At 75.1% G+C, this 17,933-nt stretch carries 17 protein-coding genes and 2 pseudogenes; 10 read left to right on the forward strand and 9 right to left on the reverse strand.

The window, feature by feature from the left end; all coding sequences use genetic code 11:
* The 3 genes from EJK16_RS07805 to EJK16_RS07815 are packed head-to-tail and all read left to right on the forward strand — an operon-like array spanning position 1 to position 2,925.
* Positions 1-675 (forward strand): BPL-N domain-containing protein, encoded by a 675-nt coding sequence (locus EJK16_RS07805; RefSeq protein WP_127127911.1) that lies wholly within the window; start codon positions 1-3, stop codon positions 673-675.
* Positions 672-1,436 carry a 4'-phosphopantetheinyl transferase superfamily protein gene (locus EJK16_RS07810; protein ID WP_127127913.1) on the forward strand — a complete coding sequence of 255 codons (765 nt, stop codon included), beginning with the start codon at positions 672-674 and terminating at the stop codon, positions 1,434-1,436. Before EJK16_RS07805 ends, EJK16_RS07810 begins: the two co-directional genes overlap by 4 nt.
* Positions 1,437-1,488: 52 nt before the next feature.
* Positions 1,489-2,925, forward strand: coding sequence for a M1 family metallopeptidase (locus EJK16_RS07815; RefSeq protein WP_164737231.1), 1,437 nt, complete (start codon positions 1,489-1,491; stop codon positions 2,923-2,925).
* A 9-nt stretch (positions 2,926-2,934) separates the two neighbouring features.
* On the opposite strand, the gene EJK16_RS07820 is transcribed toward EJK16_RS07815, so the two are convergent.
* The 5 genes from EJK16_RS07820 to EJK16_RS07840 form a co-directional block, all read right to left on the reverse strand.
* On the reverse strand, positions 2,935-3,588 hold the full coding sequence (locus tag EJK16_RS07820; protein ID WP_127127917.1) for a hypothetical protein: 654 nt from the start codon (positions 3,586-3,588) through the stop codon (positions 2,935-2,937).
* A gap of 82 nt (positions 3,589-3,670) precedes the next feature.
* The gene (locus tag EJK16_RS07825; RefSeq protein WP_205739636.1) at positions 3,671-4,417 is read right to left on the reverse strand and encodes a DUF5701 family protein; all 747 of its coding nucleotides are present in this window, start codon (positions 4,415-4,417) and stop codon (positions 3,671-3,673) included.
* A gap of 199 nt (positions 4,418-4,616) precedes the next feature.
* On the reverse strand, positions 4,617-4,985 hold the full coding sequence (locus EJK16_RS07830; protein WP_127127919.1) for a hypothetical protein: 369 nt from the start codon (positions 4,983-4,985) through the stop codon (positions 4,617-4,619).
* 118 nt (positions 4,986-5,103) lie between these two features.
* On the reverse strand, positions 5,104-6,222 hold the full coding sequence (locus EJK16_RS07835; RefSeq protein WP_127127921.1) for an NAD(P)/FAD-dependent oxidoreductase: 1,119 nt from the start codon (positions 6,220-6,222) through the stop codon (positions 5,104-5,106).
* A gap of 128 nt (positions 6,223-6,350) precedes the next feature.
* Complete coding sequence (locus tag EJK16_RS07840; protein ID WP_127127923.1) at positions 6,351-8,006, reverse strand: LuxR family transcriptional regulator; 1,656 nt, start codon at positions 8,004-8,006, stop codon at positions 6,351-6,353.
* A 166-nt stretch (positions 8,007-8,172) separates the two neighbouring features.
* Between EJK16_RS07840 and EJK16_RS07845 the strand changes: the two genes are divergently transcribed.
* The gene (locus EJK16_RS07845; protein WP_127127925.1) at positions 8,173-9,096 is read left to right on the forward strand and encodes a S1C family serine protease; all 924 of its coding nucleotides are present in this window, start codon (positions 8,173-8,175) and stop codon (positions 9,094-9,096) included.
* A gap of 33 nt (positions 9,097-9,129) precedes the next feature.
* Entirely contained in the window at positions 9,130-9,432 is a 303-nt protein-coding gene (locus tag EJK16_RS07850; RefSeq protein WP_127127927.1) for a hypothetical protein, read from the forward strand.
* Positions 9,433-9,485: 53 nt separating this feature from the next.
* On the opposite strand, the gene EJK16_RS07855 is transcribed toward EJK16_RS07850, so the two are convergent.
* Complete coding sequence (locus EJK16_RS07855) at positions 9,486-9,866, reverse strand: RNA-binding S4 domain-containing protein (protein WP_127127929.1); 381 nt, start codon at positions 9,864-9,866, stop codon at positions 9,486-9,488.
* A gap of 254 nt (positions 9,867-10,120) precedes the next feature.
* On the opposite strand from EJK16_RS07855, the gene EJK16_RS07860 reads away from it, so the two are divergent.
* The gene (locus EJK16_RS07860) at positions 10,121-11,554 is read left to right on the forward strand and encodes a gluconate:H+ symporter (protein WP_127127931.1); all 1,434 of its coding nucleotides are present in this window, start codon (positions 10,121-10,123) and stop codon (positions 11,552-11,554) included.
* A 77-nt stretch (positions 11,555-11,631) separates the two neighbouring features.
* Here EJK16_RS07860 and EJK16_RS07865 read toward each other — a convergent pair whose 3' ends face one another.
* Together EJK16_RS07865 and EJK16_RS07870 are read right to left on the reverse strand one after the other, a co-directional pair.
* Positions 11,632-12,360 carry a DUF72 domain-containing protein gene (locus EJK16_RS07865; protein ID WP_127127933.1) on the reverse strand — a complete coding sequence of 243 codons (729 nt, stop codon included), beginning with the start codon at positions 12,358-12,360 and terminating at the stop codon, positions 11,632-11,634.
* Between the two features lie 54 nt (positions 12,361-12,414).
* A complete protein-coding gene (locus EJK16_RS07870; RefSeq protein ID WP_205739637.1) occupies positions 12,415-13,044 on the reverse strand; it encodes a DUF2231 domain-containing protein in 630 nt (209 codons plus the stop codon).
* Between EJK16_RS07870 and EJK16_RS20610 the strand changes: the two are divergent.
* Positions 13,043-13,219 (forward strand): annotated as a pseudogene (locus EJK16_RS20610) (universal stress protein); the annotation flags it as partial. The gene EJK16_RS07870 and the pseudogene EJK16_RS20610 overlap by 2 nt on opposite strands.
* A gap of 58 nt (positions 13,220-13,277) precedes the next feature.
* Positions 13,278-13,706, forward strand: a complete 429-nt coding sequence (locus EJK16_RS20425) for a universal stress protein (protein WP_127127935.1) — start codon at positions 13,278-13,280, stop codon at positions 13,704-13,706.
* A gap of 44 nt (positions 13,707-13,750) precedes the next feature.
* Here EJK16_RS20425 and hrpB read toward each other — a convergent pair whose 3' ends face one another.
* On the reverse strand, positions 13,751-16,348 hold the full coding sequence (gene hrpB / locus EJK16_RS07885) for an ATP-dependent helicase HrpB (RefSeq protein ID WP_205739639.1): 2,598 nt from the start codon (positions 16,346-16,348) through the stop codon (positions 13,751-13,753).
* A 244-nt stretch (positions 16,349-16,592) separates the two neighbouring features.
* On the opposite strand from hrpB, the gene yidD reads away from it, so the two are divergent.
* Together yidD and EJK16_RS07895 are read left to right on the forward strand one after the other, a co-directional pair.
* On the forward strand, positions 16,593-16,871 hold the full coding sequence (yidD, locus tag EJK16_RS07890) for a membrane protein insertion efficiency factor YidD (RefSeq protein WP_127127937.1): 279 nt from the start codon (positions 16,593-16,595) through the stop codon (positions 16,869-16,871).
* A 348-nt stretch (positions 16,872-17,219) separates the two neighbouring features.
* Positions 17,220-17,933: pseudogene (locus tag EJK16_RS07895) on the forward strand (hypothetical protein); the annotation flags it as partial.

Here is a 17,933-nt window from a genome sequence, read left to right on the forward strand (position 1 = left end):
ATGCAGCCGGACCGCCCGCTCGCGCTGGTCTACCGGGGTCCGGCGTCGCTGCCCGGCTGCCCGGAAGCCGTCGCCGCGCTGCTCATTGGGTCCCGCTGGGATCTGGACGTGCGCTTCGTCGGCCCGAAGGAGGACCTGTCCCTCTCCCCAGAGGTCCTGGCCGGGGCGGTCCTCTACGCCCAGCCAGGCGGCGGGGAGCTGACCCGCGCGTACCGCAAGCTCCGGCGGCAGGCGCCGGCGATCCGGGACTTCGTCCGGGGTGGCGGCCGCTACCTCGGCTTCTGCCTCGGCGGGTACCTCGCCGGCCAGACCCCAGGTTTCGGGCTCCTGCCCGGCGACACCGACCAGTACGTCGCCTCCCGGGGGGCCACGCTTGCCGGGGACGGCGACGCGCTCGTGGCCGTCCGGTGGCGGGGACGCACGCGCGAGCTCTACTTCCAGGACGGCCCGTACTTCGTCCTCGACCCTGCCGGTCACGGCGTCGACGTCCTGGCCGTCTACGACAACGGCCTGCCCGCCGCGGTCGTCGCCCCGTACGGCCGGGGCGTCGTCGGCGTCGTGGGACCGCACCCGGAGGCGACGCCGGACTGGTTCTCGGACAGCGGCCTGCGGCAGCCGGAGCGGCCAGGTATCGATCTCGGCCTCGACCTTCTCGACACGGTGCTCACCGCATGAGCCGTACCGGGCGGCGACGGCACGGCGTCCCGGCGGCCCCCCGGGTGCGTTGCGCGGTGTGGTGGGCGACGCCATCGGACCAGCCGGCGCTCGTCGGACTCCTCGACGACGACGAGCGTCGCCGCCGCAGCCGCCTGACCGCGGGCGGAGCCCGGGAGCGGTACGTCACCGCCCACGTCCTGCTGCGCCTGCTGCTGGCGGAGGCGACCGGCGTGCGGGCCGCCGACCTGCGCTTCGACACCACCTGCTACCGCTGCGGCGCGGACCACGGCAAGCCCCGCCTCGTGGGGGCCGGAGCCCGGGCGGCGGTGGGTTTCAACGTCTCGCACGCCGAGGGCCGGGTCGCCGTCGCCGTGACCGACGGCGCGGCCGTCGGGATCGACGTCGAGCCCGTGCTTGAGCCGGCCGCGGACGCGGTGGCCGAGGAGATCCTCGGCCCGACGGAGCTCGAGGCCTACCGGGCGCTGCCGGCCGACGCGCGCGCCCGGGCGCTGGCCGTGTGGTGGACCCGGAAGGAGGCGGTGCTCAAGGCCACCGGCGACGGTCTCGCCCTGGCCCCCGCGCTGGTCCCGGTCAGCGCGCCGGACGAGCCCGCGGCCCTCGCCACGGCGGGGTCGGGCCATGCCTCACCGGAGCCCGCGCTCGGCCTCCACCTCCAGGACCTCGCACCCGTGGCGGGCTACGCCGCGTGCGTGGCCGTCCTGGGCCCGAGCGGCCTCGACGTCTCGGAGCACGACGCCGACCCGCTGCTGGCCGGATGAGCCGAGCGAATCGCACAGCGGGTCCCCAGGCGCCGCGGATATCGTGTGCTCGATGAGGCGACGCTGCCGGCTCCTGGCCGTCCTCCTGCTGGCTCTGCTCCTGCTCGTCGCGTGCACCCGCTCCCCGGAGCCGCCGGCACCGACCCCGACCTCCTCCGGGTGGCCCGCGCCCTCACCGTCGCGGCCCGTCGTCGAGCTGCGCTTCGACGTGGCGGACGACCTCCGCTCCGTCCAAGGGTCGGAGAGGGTAACGTTCACACCCGACCTGCGCGTCTGCGAGCTGGTGTTCCGCGCGTGGCCGAACAAGCCCTCCACCGCGGAGGCCGGCAACTCCCTGACGGTGGGCACGGTCTCGGTCGACGGCACCCGGGTGCCCGCGGACGTCCAGGCCGCCGGCGCGCCGGACGGGGCCCCGGGCACGCTCATCGACGTGCCGCTGCCCAGCTGCGTCGACGCGGGGACGAGCGTCGAGGCGAGCCTGACGTTCTCCCTCGTCCTCGGTGAGGACACCGACGAGCGCGTCGGGACATCGAGCGAGGACGAGGTCGCGTGGTTCGGCGGCGCCTACCCGCTGCTGGCCTGGCAGCCGGGCGTGGGCTGGGCGAAGGAGGCGGCGGTGCCCGTCGTGGGCGAGGTGAGCACCAGCGAGGACGTCGAGCTGAGGTCGTTGGAGGTGGTGGCCTCCTCCCGCTTCGACGTCCTGGGCGTCGGGTCGCAGGAGGGCACCCGCACCGACGGGTCGGGGCGGACGACGCACCGGTTCACGGCACCGGCCGTGCGGGACATCGCCGTGACCGTGGGCGACCTCGAGACCTACGAGCAGCAGATCGACGGCGTCGCCGTGCACATCGGCGCACCCAAGCTCGGCACCCAGGCGCAGCTGCGGCACTGGGCCGACCAGATCGCCAGCTCGCTGACGCGGCTGCGCGACCAGCTCGGCCCGGTGCCGTACGACGACCTCTGGATCAGCGTGCTGCCGGCCGTCAGCGACGGCATCGAGTTCCCCGGGGCGGTGCAGTTCGCCGATGTCGACCCTCAGCAGAACGGCGGCCTGGTCACGCACGAGCTCGCGCACATGTGGTTCTACGGCCTCGTCGGCAACAACCAGGGGCTCCACCCGTGGCTCGACGAGTCCTTCGCGACCTTCGTCCAGCGGGTGGTCGACAACCCCGACCGCGACCCCGCCCCCTCCAACGACGTCCCCGACCGAGCCCGGGGGGATGTCGGCGAGCCCATGTCGTTCTGGCTCGACTTCGACCGCCCCAACCGGGCCTACGTCCGCGGCGTGTACGACGCGGGCGCGGACGCCCTGATCGAGGCGCGGCAGCGGGCGGGCGCCAAGGCGTTCGACGAGGCGCTGCGTGGCTACCTGCGGGCGAACGCCCACAAGATCGCGACGCCCGACGACGTCGCGAGGGCCTTCGCGAACCTACCTGAGGCACTCACGGTTCTGCAGCGAGCCGGTGCACTGACCGCGCCGGCGGCCTGAGGCCGAAAATCAGGCGCCGGCCTGGGGCCCGATGGTGATGTCGCCGTCGTACTGGTCGATGAGCCAGCGCGGGCCGGTCGGGGCCGTGGACGGCAGGAGCCAGACGGTCATCGTCTTCTTCGCGTCGACGTCCACCGTCGCGCCGTCCTGGAGATACTCCAGCGCGGCGGTATCGGTGTAGGTGACGACCAGCCGCGCGGGGCTGAACCCCGACGGCTCCTCCAGCCCGATGTGCAGGCCGGTGATCTGCTGCGTCTGCACCGGGTCGCCGTCCGAGGGCATCGTCCACGCCGGCTCGTCAAGGTGGAACATCTCAAGGGGGCGGATCGCGTCCTGGGCGTCCGCGTCACCGGCCGCGGCGGCTCTCGCCTGAAGGGCGAAGTCCTCGGCCGCCGAGGGCGTGAGGTGGTCCTGCACGCCCGAGGTCAGCTCCTCGTAGGTGTAGGTCTTGTCCTGGGGGTCCAGGAACGGTGCGGGGTAGGACCGGTCGAGGGCGAAGGCCGTGAGCTCGTCGTACGCCTGCTGGACGCGGTCCGCCCCGAACACCTTCGTCGCCTCGGGGGCGATGACGGGCGGGGCGACGTACTCGTCCGGGGCCACCTGGGCCGGGCTCGTCGCCTGGCCGCAGCCGGCGAGCAGGGCAGAGACGGTGACGACGAGCATGGCCGACCTACGACGAGACGTCACGAGCTCCCCCGCGTCTTCGACGACATGACAGGCCACCGTCCCCGGTGGCACGCCCAGGCTACGCGGGACCGTCCCCCGGCCGCGCGTTTCCGGCCCGGGATCCGGCGGAAGCGGTGCCGAGCCAGGTGTGCGGGTTCCGGTCCCAGCACCAGCCCAGCTTGGGCCGCCGCTCGCTGATCCAGATGGCCGGGACCCGCTGGTTCATGCCGGTGCGTGAGGCTGCGAGCGAGAAGCACCGGTTCGGCCGGAGCATGTCGGGGCGCACCGTCACGAGCGAGAGGCCCTCGGCGATCGTCAGCGGCGTGCGCCCCCGGGCCCGGATGGTGGCGAGGGCCGTCTCCGGGGGGACGCCGACGTGCTGCGCGCCCACGTCGACGCCGATGAGTAGGTAGGCGCCGTCCGGGACGGGCACGTCGTCGAGCGTCCGGTAGGTGCGTGCCTCCTCCTCGTCGATCACGCTCACGCCGTGCCGGGTCCCGCGCCGCATGGCCGGCACGACGTCGTTGGTGCGCAGCCGGGCTGGGTCGAGCACGAGGACGACGGGCACGTGGTCCTGCGCTACCACCGTCTCGTCGCGGACGTCTCCCAGGTCGGCCGCCGCCTGCCGCAGCGGCAGCAGTGCGGCGCGGAAGGCGTCGTCGTCCTGTCCGAGCAGCGCGGGAAAGCCGAGGTCCACGTAGACCTGGACCTGCCTGTCGAGCTCGGCCTCGGCGCCGGCGGCGGGGTCGAAGCCCGTCGCGGCGGGCGAGGGCGGCGCGGAGAGGGTGGGCAGGTCGGCCCGGGGGGCGACGATGACGGTGGGCATGGTGTCCTCTCGACGGCGCGGGCAGGGAAGGGCACGAGCCCGGAACGGCAGGGCGCTCGGGGAACGCGCTGCTCATCGCAGATGTTCCCGCGCGCGGCTGCCAGCAAACGGTCAAGCGACCGCGTGGACGGTGCAGCACGTGGACGGTGCAGCACGTGGACGGTGCAGCGCGTGGACGGTGAGGCCACCGCGCCGGCCGTCAGCGCTCCTGCTGCCCCAACCCGGCGGTGGCCTCCCGGAAGTCGTCCAGCAGCCGGCCCAGCGCGGCGCCCGTGTAGGCGTTCACGGTGCCGACGCGGTCGACGACGAGCTGGACCCTGGTCAGGAGCCGCTCGAAGTCCGCGCTGCGCCGCACCTTGTCGAGCCGCTCGCCGTCCGCGTGCAGCAGGAAGTACCCGACGAGGTCGCCACCGTGCCGCTCCAGGAACCAGGCGTCGACCCCGTCGATCCGGCCGTCCTTCTCGAGGCTGTCGAAGTAGTGCATCGCCTCCTCGAAGAGCTCGACGGCCTTGCGCTCGCGCCCCCGCACGATTTCGCCCCATCCGATGAACAGCGCCTCGTCAGCCATGGAGTCCTCCTCGACGTGTGGTGCCGACTCTAGGCGGGCGGCCCGGCGCGCGCTTCGGGACGCGGCTGACGGCAATCGGGTCGCCGGCTTACCCGCGCCGCCTCACCCCGCGGCCCGCTCACCGGTGCACCGGCTCGAGCACCCCGGCGGCGGCGTGGCGCGCGGCCGCCCGGCGCAGGTCCCTCTGCCGCGCGGTGATGTGGCGGGCGACGACTGCGGCGTCCCGGCCGGCCCCGTGCACCATGCCCGAGGAGAAGGCGTACAGGAAGGGCAGCCCGAGGAAGTACAGCCCCGGGGAGCCGTCGGCGTCGCCGCGCCACTGCCGTGGGTAGCCGTCCTCCCCGAGGACGGCGGGCTCCACCCAGCCGAAGTCCTCGCGGAACCCCGTGCACCACACGACGGTGCGCACCGTCAGGACCCGGCCGTCGTCGAGCACCGGCAGCCCGTCCCGGACACCGACGACGTGGGCGTCGATGCGTTCGACGCCGGCCCGGTCCAGGTCGGCCCGCTTGACGCGGATCAGGGGCGCCCCGCCGTGGCGGACCATGGGCGCCATCCTGCGCCCGACCGGCGTCCTGAGCGTGAGCACGTGCCGGGCGAGGAACGTGAGCACCGGCGTGACCAGCGAGGCGACCGGGCTCTCGATGTCCAGCGGCATCTCGCCGTGGTCGGGTCCGACGAGGTAGGTCGAGTGCGCGCCGGCGAGCTCAAGGGCGAGGTCGGCGCCGGACGTCCCGGCCCCGACCACGACCACCGGGCCCGCCGGGAGCTGGTCGGGCCGGTGGTAGGCGGTGGAGTGCAGCGAGACGATCCTCGGGTCGAGGTCCGCGGCGAAGGCCGGCACGTACGGCCGCCTGTGACCGCCCGTGGCCACGACCACCTGCTCGACGTCGAAGCGGTGGCCGCCGGCCGTGACGACGTAGCCGCCGCCCTGCGTCCGGACCCGGTCGACCCTCACACCGGTGCGCACCGGCAGCGCCATCCTGGCCGCGTACGTCTCGAGGAAGGCTCCCATCTCGGCCCCGGTGGGGAAGGCCCCCCGCGGGGCGGGGAACCGCATCCCCGGCAGGCCGTCCGCGTGCGCGGGGGTGAACAGCCGCAACGAGTCGTAACGCTCTCGCCACACGCCCCCGACGCGGTCGCGGGCCTCCAGGATGACGAACGACTGGCCCCGCCGGGCCAGGTGGTAGCCGGCGGCGAGCCCCGTCTGCCCGGCGCCGATGATCACGGTGTCCACGTGCTCCGGGTCCCCGGACGGGAGCCCTCCGACGACGACGCTAGGCCCCGGCGCGACGGCGCACGTCGGGCGATCTACCCATCTCGCCGGCCCCGGGCATGGGTGATCCTGTGCAGCACGGCGGGCGCTCACACCAGGTGGTGCTCGTACGCGTAGGCCGTGGCGGCGGCGCGCGAGGCGAGGTCGAGCTTGGTGAAGATGTTGCTCAGGTGCCGGGCCACCGTCTTCTCGCTGAGGACGAGGTCGGCGGCGATCGCGCGGTTCGTCCGTCCCGTGGCGACCAGGCGCAGGACCTCGACCTCGCGCGCGGTCAGACCCCCAGGGGCCGCGGCGCGGCCCGGGCTCCGGGCCGGCCCCGCGGCGCCCTCGGGCGACTCCAGCGCGGCCAGCTCCGGCAGGGCGCCGAGCTCGGCGAACGTCGCGGCGGCGGCGCCCCGCTCCAGCTGCGCGCCGTCGGCGTCCCCGAGCAACCGGCACGCCCGGGCGAGCAGGACCCGCGTGCGGGCCGCCTCGTACGGCGCGTCGAGCTCCTGCCACGCCGCGCACGCCTCACGCAGCGCCGCGAGCGCGCCGGTGGCGTCGCCCTCCGCGAGGCGGACGGCCCCGCGGGCGTGGGCGGCGACGGCCGCCAGGAGCTGCGCCCCGTGGGTGCGGGCCGCCGTCGTCAGCTCCTCGGCACCGGCGCGCGCGGCGGTGACGTCGCCGACGGCGAGCATGACCTCCACGTAGGCCGGCAGCAGACGGCAGCGTGCCACTTCGTCGCGGATCTCGGCGCAGGCCCGGCGGATCGAGGCCGCCGCCTGGTCGGGCCGCCCCTGGGCGAGCCGGAGCAGCGCCATCCCGGGCTGGGCGTGCCCATACGCGGCGGCCTCGCGATAGGCCGCCTCCGCCTCCGCGAGGTCGCCGCGCAGCCGGAGGATCTGCGCGCGCTGGTAGAGCGCCATGCCGAGGACGGGCTGTCCCGGCGGCTGGGCGAGGCGTTCGACGGCCCTGTCGGCCTCGGTGAGCGCCGCGGCCCAGTCGCCCCGGTACACGAGGAGCTCGGAGCGGTGCACGAGGCACTCGCCGCGGAAGGGCACCAGGTCCGGCTGGGACTGGCACCACCGGGTCAGCGCGTCGGTCCACTCGCGGGCCCGGCCGAGGTCGAAGATCGCGTGGCACGTGTCGATCACCGCGCAGTAGACGATGCCGGCGGGCAGGCCCGAGACGGCCCCGGAGGTGACGTCGACCATGACCTCGTCGAGGACGGCGAATCCCTCCTCGACCTCGCCCGCAACCACCCGGCTGGTGCCGACACCGAGCTTGGCCAGTGCGACCAGGTCGGCCTCGCGGTGGCGTTCCGCCACGGCCAGCGCGGCGGAGAAGCCCTCCAGCGCGGTTGCCCCGTCGCCCGCGCGCACGGCCGCGAGCGCCGGCGGGACCAGGAGGTACGCGCGTTCCACCTCGCCGACGCGGCCCTCCTCCACGAGGCGCCGGACCCGCGCCACCCAGCCTGCGCTCTGGGCGTGCTGGCCCCGGTTGTTCAGGACCATCCCGGCCATGAACGCGCACCGCACCGCGCCGAGCGTGTCGTCGTCGTCGAGGAAGACGGGGTAGGCCCGGGCGAGGAGGTCGCAGCCCTCCTCGTCGTGGCCGACGAGGAGGGCGGAGGTCGCCAGCCGATAGAGATCCTCCGCGCCGATCGGCGCGTCCTGGGCGACGGCGGCCAGGTGGGCATAGGCGCTGGCCCACTCGCGGCGCGCGAACGACTCGCGCCCCCGCTCGAGCAGCTCGACGACGGCCATCCCACTCTCCCGCTGGGCCCGGCTTCTCCGACTCCGCTCCCGCCACGCTACTCCGGCCCTCCCGCGGCGTCCCGCGTCCGGGCGCGTGGGAATGGCGCCGACCCCGCGTCCGCGGCGGGCGAACGGCGCGCGGGCATGATGGCGGGCGCGCGCCCGTTGAGGAGGCATGGACGAGGCCATGGACGCCTACTCATCCGTCGTGACCACGGTGGCCGCGGCCCTGCAGCCGTGCGTGCTCTCGGTGCTCGTGCGCAGCAGGCGGGGCACGGGCGCGGGCTCGGCGGTGGCGTTCACCGAGGACGGGTTCCTCGTGACCAGCGCGCACGTCGTCGAGGGGGTCAGCGGCGGCGGCGTGATCTCCGCCGAGGGCGAGGAGGCCCCGTTCGACGTCGTCGGCGCGGACCGGCTCTCCGACCTCGCCGTCCTGCGCACGCGCGCGGGTCTGACACCGCCGGCCACGCTGGGCGACGCGGACCGTCTGCGGGTGGGCCAGCTCGTCGTCGCCGTCGGGAACCCGCTCGGCCTGGCCGGCTCGGTCACGGCCGGCGTCGTCAGCGCCCTGGGCCGCTCGCTGCCCGTGCGCACCACGCGGGGCGCGCACTCCATCGACGACGTCATCCAGACCGACGCGGCGCTCAACCCGGGCAACAGCGGGGGCGCGCTCGCGGACGCCGCGGCGAGCGTGGTGGGCATCAGCACGGCGGTGGCCGGCATCGGGCTCGGGCTGGCGGTCCCGGTCAACGCCACCACCCGGCGCATCCTCTCCGAGCTCATCGCGACCGGCGGGGTGCGCCGCGCCTGGCTCGGCATCGGCGGCGTCACCGTGGCGCTCCCCCCGCCCCTGGCGGAGCGGCTCGGGCGGAGGACCGGTCTGCTCGCCTCCGAGGTGGTCCCCGGGAGCCCGGCGGCCTACGCGGGCCTGTACATCGGCGACATCGTCATCGCCTCGGGCGACGTCCCCGTGCGGACCCCTCAGGACCTGCAGCGCCTCATGCTCGGCACCGCCGTCGGGAGCCGCTTCCCGGTCACGGTGTTCCGGCGGGGCGCGCTGGTCGACGTGGTCGTGACGCTCGCAGAGCTCGTCGTCTGATCAGCGGCGCCGCGGACCACTAGCCTTCGCCTCATGAGGCCCCCCTCGTCCCCGCCGCCCGCGGGCGGACCGTCCCGCCGGCGGGGGCTTGACGTGCTCGCGGCCCTCGGCCTCCTGCTCCTGGTGGTCGTCCTGCCGGTCTACGTGGTCTCCGGGCTCCTCGCGCCGACGTGGGCGGTGGTCGTGCTCCTGCTGGTCTGGCTCGGGCTCCTCGCGCTCGGCGTCCGCTGGTTCCGGGCCCACCCCGGGCGGGTCCTGGCGCTCCCGGTGGCCGCGGCCGCGGTCTGGCTCGCCGCCATGTACCTCGGCGACGTGCTCCTCGGCTGGACCGCCTGAGCCCGAGCGCCGTGAGGAAGCGGGCCAGCCCCGCCGTAGCCCCGCCGTCGTCGCTAGTGCCCGCGCAGCCGGACGATCTCGCGCCGTTCCCGCTTCGTCGGCCGCCCGGCGCCGCGGGGCCGCTCGGGCACCGCGGCGCGCGCCTCGACCGGGACCGGTGGCGGGCTGTGGTCGACGAGCGCCTCGGCGGCGACCGTGGCCCCGACGCGCTTGAGCAGGATGCGCGTCACGACGACGATGCGCTCGCGCTCGCCGCCACGCACGACCACCTCGTCGCCCACCTTGACCGCCGTCGCCGGCTTGGCACGCTCCCCGTTGACGCGCACGTGGCCCGCCCGGCAGGCGGACGTGGCCTGGGACCGGCTCTTGAACAGGCGCACGGCCCACAGCCAGCTGTCCACGCGTGCCGACGCCGGCGCCTCAGTCCCTGCCACGCCCCGACCCTATGTCGCCGGGCGACCAACGAGGCCGGTCACCCACGACCGGCGAGGCCGGAAACCCCCACGGGCGTCGCAGCACCACCCGGCCCCCGAACGTATGCGGGGGCTGTGCGGGGGCTGTGCGGGGGTTGCGCGCGTGCGGCACGCGCCTAACGTTGGACCCGTCCGGCACGGTCGGCGCGCCGCAGACAGCCCAGACGCCTGCGAGCGGTCACCCCGTGCGACCCCCTTGCGGGAGGTAGTCGACCATGTCTCCTACCGCCGCCCTCGTGCAGGGCGCCCTGGCCGCCGCGGCCGCCGCCACCGCCAGCAGCGGCCGCCTCATCATCGCGACGGTCCTGGCGATCGCCGCGGTGGTCCTCCTCATCACGTGGCTCAAGATCAACCCGTTCCTCTCGCTGATGATCGGCTCGGCGGTCCTCGCGATTGTCTCGGGCTTCAACATCGGCGACGCCGTCACGAGCTTCAGCAAGGGCGTCGGCGACACGTTCGGCAGCGTCGGCATCCTCGTCGCGCTCGGCGCGATCGTCGGGAAGCTGTTGATCGACTCCGGCGGCGCCGGGCGGGTGGTCGACACCATCGTCGCGCGCGTGTCCGGCGGGGCGCTGCCCTGGGCCATGGCGGGCGCCGCCGCGCTGGTCGGGCTACCGATGTTCTTCGAGATCGGCCTCGTGCTGCTCATCCCCATCGTGCTCATGGTGGCGCGCCGCGCCAGGGTGCCCATCCTGCTCGTCGGCATCCCGGCCCTGGCCGGCCTGTCCGTGCTCCACGGCATGGTGCCGCCCCACCCCGGGCCGCTGGTCGCGATCGCCGCCCTCAAGGCGGACCTCGGCCTGACCCTGGCCTTCGGCCTCATCATCGCGATCCCGACCGTCATCATCGCCGGGCCCATCTTCGGCAGGATCATCGCCCCTTACGGCCCGCAGGAGCTCCCCGCCGACAGCCCCATGTACGCCGAGATGGAGGCCATGGCGGGGCGCCGCGAGGCCGCCAGCACCGGTCAGCGGCCGGTGCGCACACCGGGGTTCTGGGTGACCATCGGCACGGTGCTCCTCCCCGTGGTCCTCATGCTCGCCCGCGCCGTCGCGGAGATCGTCTCGACCAAGGGCAACAGCGTCCACGACATCCTCTTCATCCTGGGCACCCCGGTGGTCGCGCTGCTCATCGGCACGCTCGTCGCGACGGTGACCATGGGCTACGCCATCGGCGCCGGCCGCGCCAGCGTCGCCGACACCATGACCAGCGCCCTTCCGCCCATGGCCGGCACCCTGCTCATCATCGCCGCGGGCGGCGGGTTCAAGCAGACGCTGGTGGACTCCGGCGTCGGCGACCTCATCGCAAAATGGGCCACCGGCGCCCACCTCAGCGTGCTGATCCTCGGGTGGGCGGTCGCCGTGCTCATCCGGCTGGCCACCGGCTCGGCAACCGTGTCGACCATCACCTCGGCGGGCATCGTGGCCCCGCTCGCGGCCGACCTCACACCAACGCACCTCGCGCTGCTCGTCATCGCCGTCGGGTCCGGGTCGCTCTTCTTCTCACACGTCAACGACGTGGGTTTCTGGCTGGTCAAGCAGTACTTCGGGATGACGGTGAAGCAGACCATCCTCAGCTGGTCGGTGATGGAGACCATCATCTCGGTGTGCGGGCTGATCTTCGCGCTGCTACTCAGTCTCGTGGTGTGACCCGCCGGCGGGTGCGAGCCGCCGGCGGGTGCGGCCCGCCCGCGGCTCCCCTGCCGTCCCTCCCACCCGCGGGCGCGCTACTGCCCCAGGAGCTCGCGCAGGCGCCCGGCGTTACGGACTGCGTTCCCGCCGCCGTCGTTGTTGAAGTACGCGAACACCTCCCGGCCGCCGGCCTCCCACTCGCGGATCCTGTCTGCCCACCACCGCAGGTCGTCCTCGGAGTAGCTCCCCGCATAGAGGTGCTCCGGGGCCGGCCCGTGCAGGCGGACGTAGGCGAACGGTGCCGTCACGCGCAGCACGCACGGCAGACCCGCCCCGCTCATGACGCAGTACGCCGCCTGGTGGCGCTCCAGGATCGAGAACACCTCCTCGGTGTGCCAGCTCGGGTGGCGGAGCTCGACCGCGACGCGCATCCACGCCGGCAGCTGCCCGAGGAAGTAGTCCAGCCGGGCGTCGTCCCGGGCGTGCTGGGGCGCGAGCTGCACGAGCAGCACACCGCGCCGGTCGCCCAGCTCGTGCCAGCACCCGGTGATCCGCTGGACCCAGCGCTCCGGGGCGTAGAGCTTCTTGGCGTGGGTCAGGCCCCGCGGCGCCTTGACGGAGAGCAGGGAGCCCGCCGGGATCCGCCGTCGCCAGCTCGCGAACGCCGCGTCGCGCGGCCACCGGTAGAAGCTCGCGTTGAGCTCGACGGTGCGGAAGGCGCTGAGGTAGCGGCCCAGGCGCTCGCGCGGCGGCAGCCCCTCCGGGTAGAGCACCCCGGTCCAGTGGTCGTAGCTCCAGCCTGACGTGCCCACATGCGCTGTCACAATTCCCTCCCGCGGCCGAGGGTATCTCCGCCGCGGGCGACCGCATCCCGACGGCTAACCGTGGTCCTGATCGCCCGGTGCAGTCGTGGTCTGCGCGATCCGGGCCGCCCAGGCCGCGCGGGCGCCGGAGTCGCCGACCCGGTAGACCTGCACCCCGGACGCCACCGCAGCGACCACAGCCAGTGCCGCCACCACGGCGCCCACCGCTCGCGGTGCGCCGCGCGGACGATCCGCCGCCGGCGCCCCTTGTCGACGCCGGCCCACGAGGACCAGGACCCAGAGCAGGACGGCCAGGGCGACGCCGAACCAGACCAGCTGCGCCCCGAGCGCGCCGTGCGCGCCGGGTTCGCCCACTCGTTCCTGCAGCGCCTCCCCGGACTCCTTGGCCACCGGCAGGAGGAGCGCCGCGACGGTCGCGGTCACCGCCACGACGGGGGCGTAGCCGCGCCAGCGGGGCACGGCCACCACCGCGATGGTGCCCACGACGGCGAGCGGCAGGAGCACGACCACGGCGTGCACGACGAGCGGATGAACCGGCAGACCATTGATGACGTCGAACATCTCGGCTCCCCTGGAAGACGCGGACGTGTGGGCGGACGTGGTCACATGCTGGAGCGGCTCGGTGAAGAATGTCTGGGCGTTGCCGGGAAAACTTCTGAGGAGCGAGCAAGGAGGCTCGAGCATGTCATCCCCGTCCGTGCAGGTTCCGGCCGCGAGCGTCGTCGTCGGTGTCGACGGGTCCCGGCGCGGCGAGCACGCAGCCGAGTTTGCGGCCGCTGAGGCCGCCAGGCGCGGGACGAACCTCCGTCTCGTCAACGTCGTCCCGTACTTCACGTCCCTCGCCGCGCCCGACATGTACTCGCCCGACCTCCCGCGGGCCCTGGACCGCACGGTGTCCGAGCGGGCCGTCGTTGCAGGTGCGCACGCGCCATTCCGAGCTCGACGTCACCTCGGACGTGCGGGCGGGCCGCGTCGCCTCGGAGCTGATCAAGGCGTCCCTGGACGCCGCCCTCATGGTGGTGGGCGCACGCGGTCACGGGACGCTCGCCGGCAAGCTCCTTGGGTCGGTCTCGCAGCAGGTGGTGGCGCACGCCCACGGCCCGGTGGTCGTGGTCCGGGGATCGGCGCCGATCGATGCCGGCCCGGTCGTGGTGGGCGTCGACGTCGACCTGCGCACGGTCCGCGAGCACCCCGTCGAGGCACTGCGACGCGAGTCCCAGGAAACTAGCCTGCTCGTGGTCGGCAGCCGAGGGATGGGCGGATTCACCGGGCTCCGGCTGGGCTCGGTCAGCCACGGCGTGCTCAGCCGCGTCCGCTGCGCGGTGGCCGTCGTCCGGGGCACGTGAAGGAGCCGGCCCTGCGCCTAACGTGAACGAGCCCGGCCCTGCGCCTATGGGGTTCGGGCGCGCCCGGTGCCGCGCACCGGCGTCGCGGTCAGCGGGTCGTCCGGCCAGGCGTGCTTGGGGTAGCGGCCCCTCAGCTCGGCGCGCACCTGCGGATACCCGGTGCGCCAGAACGACTCGAGATCGGCGGTGACCGCCGCCGGGCGCCGGGCGGGCGAGAGCAGGTGGAGCAGGAGCGGCACGCGGCCCCCGGCGATGCGGGGGGCCGAACGCCATCCGAAGGCCTCCTGGATGCGGACCGCCAGCACGGGCTGCTCGCCGTCGTAGTCGACGCGGACGCTCGCGCCGCTCGGGACGTCGACGCGTTCCGGTGCCAGCTCGTCGAGCCGTGCGGCCTGGGGCCACGGTAGGAGCCGGCGGAGCGCGGCGCGGACGTCGATGCGCCGCAGGTCCTGGGCCCCGCGAATGCGCGCGAGGTCGGGCCCGAGCCAGGTTTCGACGTCGGCCAGGAGTGCGTCGTCGGACACGTCGGGCCACGGCGGCCCGAGCGCCGCACGGAGGAAGGCCAGGCGTGCGCGCAGCCCGGTCGCGGCGGCCGACCAGGGCAGCAGTGCGAGCCCCTCCCGGGCCAGGCCGTCCCTCACCGCCGCTGCGACCAGGTCCGGCGGCGGGTCCGGGATCGTCGTGGACGACAGCTCGATCGCGCCGAGCGAGGTGGCGCGCCGGGCGACAACCCGGCCGTCAGTCCACGAGACGGCCTTCCGCTCGGCCAGCAGCGTCGGGGCGGCCTCGACCGCGAGGTCTTCGTCGATCGGCGCCGCGGAGCGGATGGTCGCGTCCCGGCGGCCCGCGCCGCGGTCGGCGTCCGCGACGGCCAGCCAGGGCAGGCCGGCCAGCGGAGACCCGGCGGGCAGGGTGGCGCCGGTGCCCGAGGTCATCAGGTAGGCGCTGCCCCCCGGACGCCGTCGGGCGATACGGTCCGGGTGAGCCAGCGCGACGACGAGACCCACCGCGAGGTCGTCGGTGAGGCGCTCCCCGGTCGCTGGCGTGTCGCCGCCGGTGCGCGGTCGTGCCGTGTCAGCGGCAGTGCCCGCGCCGGAGAGGCCGGAAAGTCCGCGTCCCGAGTGCCGGCTACCGGCGGGCAGCGCCCGCTCCAGCCGCCTCGCCTGCGCGAGCCACGTTCCGGCGTCGGGCCCTCCCCGGCGCAGCGCGCGCAGCGCCGCCACCAGGTCACCGCCGGGCGCGCGCACGTCCTCCGCCATCATGGCCACGACCTCTGCGGCCCGGCGAGCCCCGAGGACGTCTGCGGCGTCCAGGAGGGCGCGGGCCAGTCGCGGGTCCGTCCCGATGCCGGCGATGACGCGGCCGCGCTCGCTCACCGCGCCGTCCGGACCGATCGCACCGATCGCGAGGAGCACGGCCCGGGCCGCGGCCATGGCGGCGGTGGGCGGGGCGTCCATCAGGGCAAGGTCGGCGCCGTCGGGGCTGCCCCAGCAGGCGAGCTCGAGGGCGAACGCGGTGAGGTCGGCGGTGGCGATCTCGGGCTCGGGGTGGGCGGGCAGGCGCGCATGGTCGGCGGCGGACCAGCAGCGGTAGACCGCGCCCGGGCCCTCGCGGCCCGCCCTGCCGGCGCGCTGGCGGGCGGACGCACGGCTCACGCTGACCGTGACGAGGCCGCCCAGGCCGCGGCGGTGGTCGGTGCGGGGCTCACGGGAGAAGCCGGCATCGACGACGATGCGGACCCCCGGAACGGTGAGGGACGACTCGGCCACGGCGGTGGCGACCACCACCCGGCGGCGCGGCCCGGCGGTCAGCGCCAGGTCCTGCTCACGGTGGGACAGGCGCCCGTGCAGCGGCCGCACGTCCGCGTCGATGCCCGCGAGGCGCCGCGCCGTCCCGTTCACCTCTGCGGCGCCGGGCACGAACACGAGGACGTCGCCTTCGTGCTCGGCCAGTGCGCGCCGGGTGGTACCCGCCACGTGGTCGAGAAAGGCGGGCGTGACGCCGCGGGCATCGGTGCGGCTCACGCGCGGCGGGGGCGGGCACCACACCTCCGCCACCGGGTGCAGGGAGCCCTCGACGGCCACCACCTGTGCCGGGTCGGCACCGCCCAGCAGGACGGCGGTGCGCTGCGCCTCGACGGTGGCGGACATCGCCACGACCGGCAGATCGTCGCGGAGGTTGGCCCGGACGTCGACCAGGAGCGCCAGCGTGAGGTCGGAGTCGAGATGGCGCTCGTGGACCTCGTCGAGCACGACGGCGCCGACGCCAGGAAGGTCGGGGTCGCGCTGCAGGCGCCGCAGCAGGACGCCGGTGGTGACCATCTCGACACGGGTTGCCTGGCTGGTGCGCCGCTCCCCGCGCACCGCGTAGCCCACGCTCCGGCCGACCGGCTCACCGAGCAGCTGCGCGAGCCGGCGCGCGGCTGCCCGCGCGGCGATCCGGCGCGGCTGGGTGACGATGACGACCCCGTCGACGGCCGCCGCCAGAACCGGCGGGACCAAGGTGGTCTTGCCCGTTCCTGGTGGCGCCTGCAGCACTGCGACGCCGCGACGGCGGACCGCGACGGTGAGCGCGCCCAGCCCGCCCAGCACCGGCAGGTCGGGCGGGTCGGCGAGCAGCCTGGAGATCGGATCGTCGGCCACGCCTGCAGTCTGCCCCCGACCGCCGACAGATCCCCGCTGGGCATCGCTCCCCGAGACGGCCGCGGCACGCCGATCTGCGTGAGCGGTGGCGGCGGGGCGTTAGTGGGTGGCTCTCGCTGCTCGTGCGAGGTGGGGCGGTGCGCTGCCTCGAGCGGCGACGTCGGCCGGACGCTCCCGGCGGCGCAAAGACGCTCTGTCGCCATTCGGCCGCGCCGTGCCGCGGCCCAAGACGTAGCGTGGCCCCATGGGTCCGGCAACGCGCATGACAGACACGTTGATCCGTTACTACCAGCGGCGGATCTCTCCGAGGAAGGGCTGGAACTGCGCGCACCTGGTCGCCTACGGCGGACAGTCCTGCTCGGCCGCCGTGCGTGACATCGTCGGACGCCGTGGCGTCATCCGTGGCGCCCTGCCGTCGGCGGCCCGATTCGTCGCCTGCTACCGGGCCGCGACTCTCCTCATGGCCACGGACGTGCGTGGGGTGTGCTGCTGCGGCGGCATTCCGATCCCCTTCCGCTTCTAATTCTCCCCGCTCGCGGCGAGCTCGCCCGCGGGGCTCGTCATCCGATCTTCTTCGCTGTTATTGGTCTGATCTCTGCAGGACCAAGAACGGTGGCGTGTGCTGGCGCAGCGCGCACGTCGCGGGGACGGGACCAGGTCTTGCCGCGCGGTTAAACAGATGGGCCTCTGCCGCCCTGGCGCCGAGCGAGCAAGGAGGCGCCGATCGTGGTGCGCGGTCTCGGGAAGAGGGACCGCTTGCGGACTCCCGTGTGGAGTTCGAGCCGCCGGTGGCGGTCCGCGTGGGCTCCGTTGTGCACATACCCGCGACCGCTTGTGGTCTTTGTCACAGGCAGGGAGTAGGCTCGTACACATGTTCGATACATCGGCGGGCGAGGGGACGGCCGGGGGCGACGCGCCCGGGGGCCGGCCGCGGGCCGGAGCCGGGGGGCTGGAGGCGGTGCTGTCGGTCTTCCTCCAGGCGGCCCGGGTGGCCCGGGTGGCGCACGGCGCCCCGGTCGGGCGCCCCTCCGCGGCCGTGGTCGACCTCGTGCTGCCTCGCCCCGGCTGGCACCGCCGGAGTGATGCCGGCGGGCCCGGGACCGCGCCCGCCGCCCCGGCCGGGCAGGCGGTGAGCGGCCCGCCGGAGCCGCCCGAGCCGGCGGCTGAGGCCGCCGGTGCCGACCCGCGCGGCGCCGACCCGGGCCACGCCGACGCGGACCACGCCGACCCAGGCGATCCCGCCGGTCCGGCCGGTGCCGCTGCGCCCGCTGTCTCGGTCGGCGCGGACCCGGGCCACGCCGACCCGGACCACGCCGACCCGGACGATGCCGACCCGGAGGATGCCGCCGGTCCTGCCGGTGCCGCTACGCCCGCCGCCGACGCAGGCGGTGCCGCTACGCCCGCCGCGGACGAGGGCGGTGTTGGTGCGCCCGCCGCGGGTGGGGTGCTGGCGGGGGCCGGTGAGCTGGTGGGGATGGACCTCGCGGTCGTGCTGGCGGGCGTGGCCCCGGCCGGGCAGGACGCGGGCGACCTGGTCGAGCTCGCTGCGGGGTGGTCCCGGCTGATCTCCTGGGCCCACGCCCAG

Source organism: Georgenia sp. SYP-B2076 (assembly GCF_003991205.1).
In the GTDB taxonomy this organism is placed as follows: Bacteria; Actinomycetota; Actinomycetes; order Actinomycetales; family Actinomycetaceae; genus Georgenia.